Below are 9247 nucleotides of genomic sequence, written 5' to 3'. Positions count from 1 at the left end.
GAGGGTGGACGGGTCGAGGTTGGCGCAGAGGACCGTGGTGGCGGTGGCGGTCAGCGGGGCGAGCAGCCAGTCGACCGGATCGGGATACCTCCCCGTGTCGATCAGGACCCGGTCGCCGGACGCGATGCCCAGTTCCGTGGCGCGGGCGGTCGCGCGGCCCAGCAGCGCCGCCTCGCCCGGGCCGCCGGGGGCGTACGGGCTGAAGTGGTCGCCGTGGGCGCGTACCTCCGACACGTAGTCGGCGAAGCCGGGCGGCACCTGCCGCATCGGCAGGGCGAACGGGTCGAGGGCGAGGACGTACCGCTCGCCCGCCGACCAGGCGTCCGCCTCGGCCACCCGGGTCGCGGCGGTGAAGAGCACGTCCACGTCGCCCGGCGTGTCGGCGACGGTCAGCCCCGCCGACCAGCAGCCGAGCAGCACCGCGGCGGTCTGCCAGTGCGGGGGCAGCAACACCCCGGCGACGTCGCCGGGGCCCACGGCCACCTCGTTGACGAGCAGGTTGGCCGTCTTGGCCACCCAGTTCGCCAGCGTGGCTCCGGAGAGTTCGGTCCGTTCGCCTGTGGCGTCGTCGTACCAGGTCAGCAGCGGTCGGGTCGGGTCGGTCGCGATCGCGTCGGCGAAGACCCGGGCAATGTTGTCGGCCATCGGCGCGAACGATACGCGCCCGGCGGCCGTACTCGATGACAGCGAGAAGTCGGCGTACCGTCGGGTCGCAGTCAGCGTCCGCGCCGGGCTCCGGCGTAGGCTTGCCGGAGTGTTGTTCCCCACAGTTCCGTCAGTTCAAGGAGTCGCCCCGTGACCGCCGGCCGCCCGCCCCGCGTGCTCATCGACGCCACGAGTGTCCCCGTCGACCGTGGTGGTGTCGGTCGATACGTCGACGGCCTGCTCGGGGCCCTCGGCAAGGTGTGCGGATCGGGGGTGGACTTGGCCGTCGTCTGCCTGCGTACCGACCTGGAGCGCTACACCCGGATGCTGCCCGGTGCGGAGATCGTCCCGGCCCCGGCGGCCGTCGCGCACCGCCCCGCCCGGCTCGCCTGGGAGCAGACCGGCCTGCCGCTGCTCGCCCAGCAGGTGGGCGCGCAGGTGCTGCACTCGCCCTTCTACACCTGCCCGCTGCGCGCCGGCTGCCCCGTCACGGTGACCGTGCACGACGCGACGTTCTTCACCGAGCCGGAGCACTACGACAAGTCGCGGCGCACCTTCTTCCGCAGCGCGATCAAGACGTCGCTGCGCCGCGCCAACCGGGTGATCGTGCCGAGCAAGGCCACCCGGGACGAGCTGATCCGGCTGCTCGACGCGGACCCCACCCGGATCGACGTGGCCTACCACGGCGTCGACCACGCTGCCTTCCACGCGCCCGGCGACGAGGAGAAGGCCCGGGTCCGGGCCCGGCTGGGGCTCGGCGGCACCAACTACGTGGCCTTCCTCGGGGCCAAGGAGCCGCGCAAGAACGTGCCGAACCTGATCCGCGGCTGGGCCCGTGCGGTGGCCGACCGGGCGGATCCGCCGGCCCTGGTGATCGCCGGGGGCCAGGGGCACGACGACGACATCGACCGTGCGGTGGCGGAGGTCCCGTCGCACCTGCGGCTGCTCCGTCCCGGCTATCTCCGCTACGCGGACCTGCCCGGCTTCCTCGGCGGGGCGCTGGTGGCCGCCTACCCGTCCTACGGGGAGGGTTTCGGCCTGCCGATCCTGGAGGCGATGGCGTGCGCCGCCCCGGTGCTCACCACGCCCCGGCTGTCGCTGCCGGAGGTGGGCGGCGACGCGGTCGCGTACACCAGCGAGGCGCCCGACCAGATCGCCACGGACCTGGCCGCGTTGCTCGACGACGAGCAGCGGCGGTTGTCCCTGGCCAAGGCCGGGTTCGACCGGGCCAAGGAGTTCACCTGGGAGTCCAGCGCCGAGGTGCACATCGCCGCCTGGAGCCGGGCCCGGGCCTGACCGCCGTGGCCGGCAGCGCGAGAATGCGTCCCCGGTCAGGCGAATCGGGCATGATGTGCGGGTGATCTACGCCGTGATCCCGGCGGGTGGCAGTGGCACGAGATTGTGGCCACTGTCCCGCGCCGGCCATCCCAAGTTCCTCCACCCGCTGACCGGCTCCGCCGCCTCGCTGCTCCAGGCGACGGTGGACCGGCTGGGTCCGCTGACCACCGCCGAACGCACCCTGGTGGTCACCGGGACCGCGCACGTGACGGCGGTGGCGCGCCAGCTCGCCGGGCTGCCGGAGGAGAACATCCTGGTCGAGCCCTCGCCCCGGGACTCGTGCGCGGCGATCGCCCTGGCCGCCGCGGTCATCGCGCGGCGCGACCCGGAGGCGGTGATGGGCTCCTTCGCCGCCGACCACCTGATCGGTGACCCGGAGCGCTGGCGGGAGGTCGTCCGGGAGGCGGTACGCGGCGCCGAGCAGGGCCTGCTGATGACGGTCGGCATCACCCCGACCCGGGCCGAGACCGGCTACGGCTACCTCCAGACCGGCGACCCGGTCGACGGTGGCCCGCTGCGGCCGGTGGCCGAGTTCAAGGAGAAGCCGAGCGCCGAGGTCGCCGAGGCGTACCTGCGCTCTGGGCGGCACCTCTGGAACGCCAGCATGTTCGTGTGGCGGGTCGACGTGTTCCTCGCCGAGCTGGCTCGCCAGCAGCCCGCCCTGCACGCCGGGATCGTCGCGATCGCCGAGGCGTGGGGCACCGAGGAGCAGGACGACGTGCTCGGCACGGTCTGGCCGACGCTGCCGAAGATCTCCGTCGACTACGCGGTGATGGAGGGCGCGGCGACCGCCGGCCGGGTGGCGACCGTGCCGGGCGACTTCGGCTGGAACGACGTCGGTGACTTCCACACCCTGGGCGAGGTACTGCCCGCCGACGCGGACGGCAACGTGGTGCTCGGCGCCGACGCCAAGCCGGGGGTGCTGCTGCGGGACAGCGCCGGACTGGTGGTGGTGCCCCACTCCGGGCGGCTGGTGGCCGCCGTCGGCGTGCGCGACCTGGTCATCGTCGACACCCCGGACGCGCTGCTGGTCTGCCCCCGCGACCGGGCGCAGGACGTGAAGAAGGTCGTCGACGAGCTCAAGGAACGGGGCGAAGAGGGGCTCGTCTGAGCGTCGCCAGGGCCGGGGCGACCAGGTGCGCCGTCCCGCCGGCCAGCGGCTCCGGCAGCCGGTCCGGCGGGAACCAGCCCAGCGCCTCGGACTCCTCGCTGACCCGCTCCACGGCCCCGGGCGGGGCGAGCACGGCGAAGCGCACGTCGTAATGCAGCGAGCCGCCCTGGCAGCTCACCGGGTGGATGTCGACGTCGATCGGGACGGGGTCGATCAGCAGGCCGGCGATGCCGGACTCCTCGCCGGCCTCGCGCAGGGCGGCGGCGGCGAGGGTCCGGTCGGCCGGCTCGCAGTGGCCGCCGAGCTGCACCCACCGCCGGAACTTGCCGTGCAGGCAGAGCAGCACCCGCGACCCGGTGGCGTCGAGCACCAGCGCGCTCGCCGTGACGTGCCCGGGCCGGTGCGCCCGGCTCATCGCCACCGGCCCGGCGGCCAGCAGCGCGACCGTCCGGTCGCGGGCCTCGGCGGCGGCCGGGCCGGTCGGCTCCCACCGGCTCAGCGTCGCGACGGCGTCGGCGTGCAGCGCCGCGTACACCTCGGCGTGCCGCGCCTCGTCCGTCTCGGCGGGCGCGGCCGCGTGCGGCTCCGCGTCCGTCGGTCGGGAGGCGGCGGTGGGGAAGTCGGCCATGTCGACACTGTACGAGCCGACGCTTCGTACCCTGGCCCGGTGACCCTGCGACTGTTGGAGTTCGTCGTGGCCGGCAACGAGGCCAGCGACCTGCTGCCGGTGCGCTCCGTGCCGCTGCTGCGGGCGCACGGTGCCCGGCGGGGCTTCTGGACCGTGCTCGACGAGGGGCCGGTGGAGCACTGCCTGGCCCTGCTGCTGGAGCTGGACGACGGCCGCTGGGTCGCCCACCACGTGGCCGCCGACGCCGGGGCCGAGAACGGCCGCACGGAGGACGGCGAGGCGCTCGCCCACCACGACGGCTGGGTGTACGTCTTCGGGTCCCACTTCGGTTCGAAGGCGGGACCGCTGCGCCCGCGACGCGCCTTCGTGGCCCGGTTCCGCGAGGACGACGCGGCGGCGGGCACCCTGCCGGTGCAGGTGGTGCGCAACCGGTTCCGGCTGCACCGGGCGGTCAACGACGCCCTGCTCGCGGCGGCGTTCACCCCGCTGTCGCCGGGCGAGCGGGTGCGGGCCCGGTTCATCGGGGAGACCGTCGCCCGGGGCACCGCCCGGTCGAAGGGCTGGGTCAGCCGGCTCGTCCCCGACGACCTGCCGCTGAACGTGGAGGCGGCGGCCTTCACGCCGGCCGGCGGGGTCCTGCTCGGACTGCGGTTCCCGGTCACCGCCGACGGCGAGCCGATCCTGGTCGAGCTGACCGGTGTGCCGGAGATGTTCGACCCGGCGCCGAGCTGGCCGCGGGCGGCGGGGGCGTACGTCCTGACGGGAGTGACGCCGCCCGGCGCGCTGGCCGGCTTCCGGGCGATCACGCCCACGGAGGACGGCGGCTACGCGGCGATCGTCGGGTCGATCGACGCGCTGGGCAAGGGCTCGGTGCTGCTCGACGACCATCCGACCGGCGGCGAGGTCACCTCCCGGCACGTGCGGTTTCCCGCGCCCGGCGACAAGCACCTGGTCCCCGGTGAGCTGGTGGCCGACCTGGCGCCGTTCCACCACGTGGAGGGGGTGGCCGAGTGGGACGGGCAGAGCTTCTACGTCACCGACGAGGACCATCGGGTGGCGCTCTGGGTCGCCTGAGCTGTGGTGGACCGGCGGCCGGACGACACCTCCGCGGAACACGGCCGCAGACCCTCGTGGTGCCGCCCGGTCGCCGGTCTCTCCCCGTCCCCCGGGTGCCCGTTTCCAGGCGCGTCGGGTGACGTGCCCGCCCCCGTGTACGGGCAGTGAGAGCATGCCGAACGGCCCCCGGAGGCGTCGAGGTTTTTCAGTCCACGCTTAAAGACGGAGATAAGTGCCGGCCAGGTACAGTGCAAACGGTTGCCAGGCATCCCCTCTGCCGGGCGACGCGGGAGCCGTCCATGCTGAAGATCTACTTTTCCGCCGAGGACATCCTCCGGACCCGGGTGGCTCCGGCGGCGGATCCGGTGTGGGAGCTGGTTCTCAGCCTGCACCTGCTGCCCGGCCGTGGCCGGGATCCGCTGCTGGCGGGCTGGCGGCGTAGCGTCACGCGAGGGCTGCGCGAGGTCAGTGACTCGGCGGGGCTGCGCCTCCTGCTGACGCTCAACCCGCCCCGCGGCTACTTTCCCGACTTCCTCACCCCGTACGAGAGCGTTTCGGGGTTCGACGCCGGCATGGAGGCGGTCCGCAGCACCCCCACGGCCCTGCTGCAACGCGACCTGGCGCTGCTCGCCGCCAACAGTGCCCTGCCCGTCGGCGCCGGGGCGCTGGCCCGGGGGGAGCCGGACATCCTGCGCGGCCTGACCGGCGCGATGGAGCGCTACCGGGGCCTGGCGATCGACCCGTACTGGACCCGGATCCAGGCCGCGGTGGAGGCCGACCGGTCGCGGCGGGCCCGCGCCCTGCTCGACGGCGGGGTGGAGGGGCTGCTGGCCAGCATGCGGCCCGCCATGCGCTGGGAGGCCGGCATGCTGGAGATCCGCGACTATCCGCACAGCCGGGAGCTGCACCTGGGCGGGCGCGGCCTGCTGCTGGTGCCGTCGTTCTTCTGCGCGGCCACGCCGGTCGCCCTGCTCGATCCGGCGCTGCCCCCGGTCCTCGTCTATCCGGTGGACCCGCTCGGCGGCCTGCTGCCGGCCCCCGGCGAAGGCGGCGGCCCCGGTGCGTCGGATCCGGGTCGGGAGGCGCTGGCCGCGCTGCTCGGCCGGACCCGGGCCGCCGTGCTGGCGGCCAGCGACGACGGCTGCACCACCGGCGAGGTGGCCCGCCGGCTCAACATCTCGGCCGCCGCCGCGAGCCAGCACACCACCGTGCTGCGCAACGCCGGCCTCCTGGTCAGCCAGCGCGACCGCAACACCGTCCTGCACACCCTGACCCCGTTGGGGCGGGCGATGCTCAACTCCTGAGCGCGCCCGGTGCCGTCAGCCGGCTCCCGGGTGGGAACGGCTGGTAACGGTGCCCCTGCCCGCGGGCGCCGTCAGAGGGCGAGCGCGGCGCTGGCGGTGGTGCCCGGGGGCGGGGGGAGCAGCAGGGAGGCGACGCCCTCGGCCGCCAGGGCGGTGCGGAGGCGTTGCAGGTCGGCGCCGAAGCGGACCAGGTCGACCGGGCCGGCCGGGGTGGCCGGGGAGCCGAGCACCAGCGTCGTCGCGTCCGCCGGCCAGCCGGGCACCCGGGAGGTCAGCCCGGCGCGGGCCTCCTCGTCGGGGACCAGGCTGAAGACCGTGCCGGGGGCGACCACGCCCGCGACCGTGCCGATCGCCCGGCGTACGGCCTCCGGGTCGGGCGGGCTCGGGTTGGGGCCGTCCGCCAGGGTGGCGGCGGCGGCCAGCCCGGCGGCCCTCGCCTCGGCGGTGCCCAGCGAGAAGAGGTCCATCGACGCGTCCCGGACCAGCGCCGACGCGCCGACGCCGTCGTCGGGCTGGGGCGCGGTGAGGTAGCCGCGCACCACCGCGACGGGCATCTGGTCACACTTGCCCTTGATCAGCTCGCCCGCGCCGGCCAACTCGTCCACCACCGCCATCTGGGTGAGCTGGAGCTCGTTGCCGTACGGGTCGACCTCGCCCCGGTGGTCGCGGATCGCGTCCATCCCGGCGACACCGAGCGCCACGTCGGTGAGCCCGTTGCGCCAGGGCCGGCCCATCGTGTCGCTGACGATCACCGCGACGTCCACGCCGTGGCGCTCGCGCAGGGCGGCGCGCAGCGCCCGGGCGGAGGCGTCCGGGTCCTCGGGGAGCAGCACCAGCCGGGTCTTGTCGACGTTCGAGGCGTCGATGCCGGCCGACGCCATCACGAAGCCGTGGTGGGTCTGCACGATCCGGGTCGCGCCCCGGGTGGCCACCACCCGCGCCGTCTCGGCGGCCAGCACCTCGTCCCGCGCGGCGAGCCGCTCGGGCCCGTCCGCCGGGACGTCGACGAGGCGCCCCTCCGCCTTCGAGACGATCTTGCTGGTCACGACCAGCACGTCGCCGTCGCGCAGCCAGGGCGCGGCGGTGGCGATCAGGCCCGCCAGGTCGTCGCCCTCGGACACGTGGCCGATGCCCGGCACCGGCAGGATCTCAAGCCTCACGTCAGCTCCAGCGCGGCGCGGACCATGGCCGCCGTCGCCGCCTCGTCGGTCATCCGCAGCGGTGCCGCGCGGACCGTCACCTCCGGCACCACCGCGCCGGCGTCCTCCTCGGCGACCAGCCAGCCGTCGAGCAGCCCGCCGGCCGACCGGCCGCCGTAGAGCCGGCCCACGCCGGCCGCGCTGCACTCCACCCCGAGCACCGCCAGGCAGCGGTCGGCCATGCCGCGCACCGGCGCGCCGCCGATGATCGGCGACACGCCGACCACCGGCGCGGGGCCGTCAGCGACCGCCTCGCGCAGCCCGGGCACGGCCAGGATCGGGGCGACGCTCACGACCGGGTTGCTCGGCGCGATCAGCACCACGTCGGCCCCGGCGACGGCCTCCAGCACGCCGGGCGCCGGCCGGGCGGCCTCCGCGCCGACGAAGACGAACCTGTGGGTGGGGACGTCGCCGCGGTGGCGTACCCACCACTCCTGGAAGTGGATCGCCCGCTGGCCGCCGTCGAGCTCCACCACCACGTGCGTCTCGAGCCGGTCGTCGGTCGCCGGCAGCATGCGTACGCCCGGCTGCCAGCGGGCGGCGAGCGCCTCGGTGACGGCGTGCAGCGGGTAGCCGGCGTTGATCATCGTGGTCCGCACCAGGTGGGTGGCGATGTCCTTGTCGCCGAGCCCGAACCAGCTCGGCTCGGCGCCGTACGCGGCCAGTTCCTGCTTGACCGTCCAGCTCTCGCCGACGCGCCCCCAGCCCCGCTCCGGATCCGCGCCGCCACCCAGCGTGTACATCACGCTGTCCAGGTCGGGGCAGACCTTGAGCCCGTGCAGGAGCAGATCGTCGCCGACGTTGACCACGGCGGTCACCTCGGCGCCGACCTCCCGGGCGTACGCACGTACGCCGACCAGGAAGCGAGCACCTCCGATGCCGCCCGTCAGAACCACGATGCGCATGCGCCCATCCTCGCGTACGGGCCGCCTCCGGTCCGCGTGTGGGCCGGGAGACTAGGCTCACGTCGGCAACTGTCCGCATTCGCCCCGAGGGGGATCCCGTGACCAGCCCCGCCGAGCCCGCGTCCACCGACGCGACGCAGGCCAGCCAACTGACCAAGCCGCTGCGTGAACTCGCCGCGTTCGTGCTCCTCGGCGCGAACGCCGTGTTCCTCTTCGTCGGCCTGATCCGGCTGGTGACGCCCACCGAGTACAGCACGATCGGGGGCCGGGCGGGCAGCGCCTTCTTCGCCTTCGTCGGCGTGGAGTCGGTGTTCCTGCCGCTGCTGGCCGTGCTGCTCGCCACGCACGTGAAGCCCCCGGTGCCGAAGGCGAAGCTGATCACCCAGGTCGCCCTGGGCGAGTACGCCGTCAGCGCGCTGTTCGGCGGGCTGACCTTCCTCTTCTGGACGGTCGACCGGCTGGCCGAGGGCGAGATCCTCGACGCCTTCCTGGGCCTGCTGAGCCGCGTGGCCTGGCTGGCGCTGTTCGCCGTCGCCGCGTACGTCGTGTTCAAGGTCTGGCGCACCCTCTACCACGTGCCGAAGCCGAAGCCGCAGCCCGGCGTGTACGGCCAGCCGCAGCCCGGCTGGCCCCAGCAGCAGGGCGGCTACCCCGTCCCGGGCCAGCAGGTCCCCGGCCAGCAGGTCCCGGGTCAGCAGGTCCCGGGTCAGCAGGTTCCCGGCCAGCAGGGCGGCTGGCAGGCGCCGGGCCCCTACGGCGCCCCGTACGGTCAGCAGCCCGCGCCGTACGCCGGCGGCCCGCAGCCGGGCTCGCCGTTCGCCCCGCAGTCGGCGCCCCCGGCCGCTCCCGCCCCGCAGTCCGCGCCCCCGTTCGGCCAGCCGCAGAGCGCCCCGCCGTTCGGCCAGCCGCCCTCGGCCGACCCGACCCAGGCGATCCCGCGCCAGCCCGTCGAGCCGGCGGAGCCCACCCAGGCGATTCCGCGTCCCGCCGCCGACGAGACCGACCGGACCCAGCGCATCAACCCCGGCGAGAGCCCCGACGCCCCGCGCTGACCGCGACCC

General features: G+C 75.1%; 9 protein-coding genes. 5 read left to right on the top strand and 4 right to left on the bottom strand.

The window, feature by feature from the left end; translation table 11 throughout:
* A partial coding sequence (locus tag F6X68_RS26490) for a TIGR03089 family protein (protein WP_151456827.1) occupies window positions 1-645 on the bottom strand: 645 nt, incomplete at its 3' end.
* Window positions 646-795: 150 nt separating this feature from the next.
* On the opposite strand from F6X68_RS26490, the gene F6X68_RS26485 reads away from it, so the two are divergent.
* Both F6X68_RS26485 and F6X68_RS26480 read left to right on the top strand, forming a co-directional pair.
* Window positions 796-1941, top strand: a complete 1146-nt coding sequence (locus F6X68_RS26485) for a glycosyltransferase family 1 protein (RefSeq protein ID WP_151456826.1) — start codon at window positions 796-798, stop codon at window positions 1939-1941.
* A gap of 61 nt (window positions 1942-2002) precedes the next feature.
* Window positions 2003-3094 carry a mannose-1-phosphate guanylyltransferase gene (locus tag F6X68_RS26480; protein WP_151456825.1) on the top strand — a complete coding sequence of 364 codons (1092 nt, stop codon included), beginning with the start codon at window positions 2003-2005 and terminating at the stop codon, window positions 3092-3094.
* Here F6X68_RS26480 and F6X68_RS26475 read toward each other — a convergent pair.
* Window positions 3063-3722 carry an NUDIX hydrolase gene (locus F6X68_RS26475; RefSeq protein ID WP_151456824.1) on the bottom strand — a complete coding sequence of 220 codons (660 nt, stop codon included), beginning with the start codon at window positions 3720-3722 and terminating at the stop codon, window positions 3063-3065. The genes F6X68_RS26480 and F6X68_RS26475 overlap by 32 nt on opposite strands.
* 39 nt (window positions 3723-3761) lie before the next feature.
* Here F6X68_RS26475 and F6X68_RS26470 point away from each other — a divergent pair, with 39 nt between their 5' ends.
* Both F6X68_RS26470 and F6X68_RS26465 read left to right on the top strand, forming a co-directional pair.
* Window positions 3762-4796 (top strand): DUF4185 domain-containing protein, encoded by a 1035-nt coding sequence (locus F6X68_RS26470; protein ID WP_151456823.1) that lies wholly within the window; start codon window positions 3762-3764, stop codon window positions 4794-4796.
* Window positions 4797-5077: 281 nt separating this feature from the next.
* Window positions 5078-6082 carry a helix-turn-helix transcriptional regulator gene (locus F6X68_RS26465; RefSeq protein ID WP_151456822.1) on the top strand — a complete coding sequence of 335 codons (1005 nt, stop codon included), beginning with the start codon at window positions 5078-5080 and terminating at the stop codon, window positions 6080-6082.
* A gap of 71 nt (window positions 6083-6153) precedes the next feature.
* Here the strand turns inward: F6X68_RS26465 and F6X68_RS26460 are convergent, their stop codons facing one another.
* Complete coding sequence (locus tag F6X68_RS26460) at window positions 6154-7242, bottom strand: coenzyme F420-0:L-glutamate ligase (protein ID WP_151456821.1); 1089 nt, start codon at window positions 7240-7242, stop codon at window positions 6154-6156.
* The gene (cofD, locus tag F6X68_RS26455) at window positions 7239-8186 is read right to left on the bottom strand and encodes a 2-phospho-L-lactate transferase (protein ID WP_151456820.1); all 948 of its coding nucleotides are present in this window, start codon (window positions 8184-8186) and stop codon (window positions 7239-7241) included. The genes F6X68_RS26460 and cofD overlap by 4 nt, the downstream gene beginning before the upstream one ends.
* A 98-nt stretch (window positions 8187-8284) precedes the next feature.
* Here cofD and F6X68_RS26450 point away from each other — a divergent pair, with 98 nt between their 5' ends.
* The gene (locus F6X68_RS26450; protein ID WP_151456819.1) at window positions 8285-9238 is read left to right on the top strand and encodes a hypothetical protein; all 954 of its coding nucleotides are present in this window, start codon (window positions 8285-8287) and stop codon (window positions 9236-9238) included.
* Window positions 9239-9247 lie beyond the last annotated feature (9 nt).

Source organism: Micromonospora sp. AMSO12t (genome assembly GCF_008806585.1).
GTDB lineage: Bacteria > Actinomycetota > Actinomycetes > Mycobacteriales > Micromonosporaceae > Micromonospora > Micromonospora reichwaldensis.
This window is presented reverse-complemented; position numbering and strand designations above follow the sequence as displayed.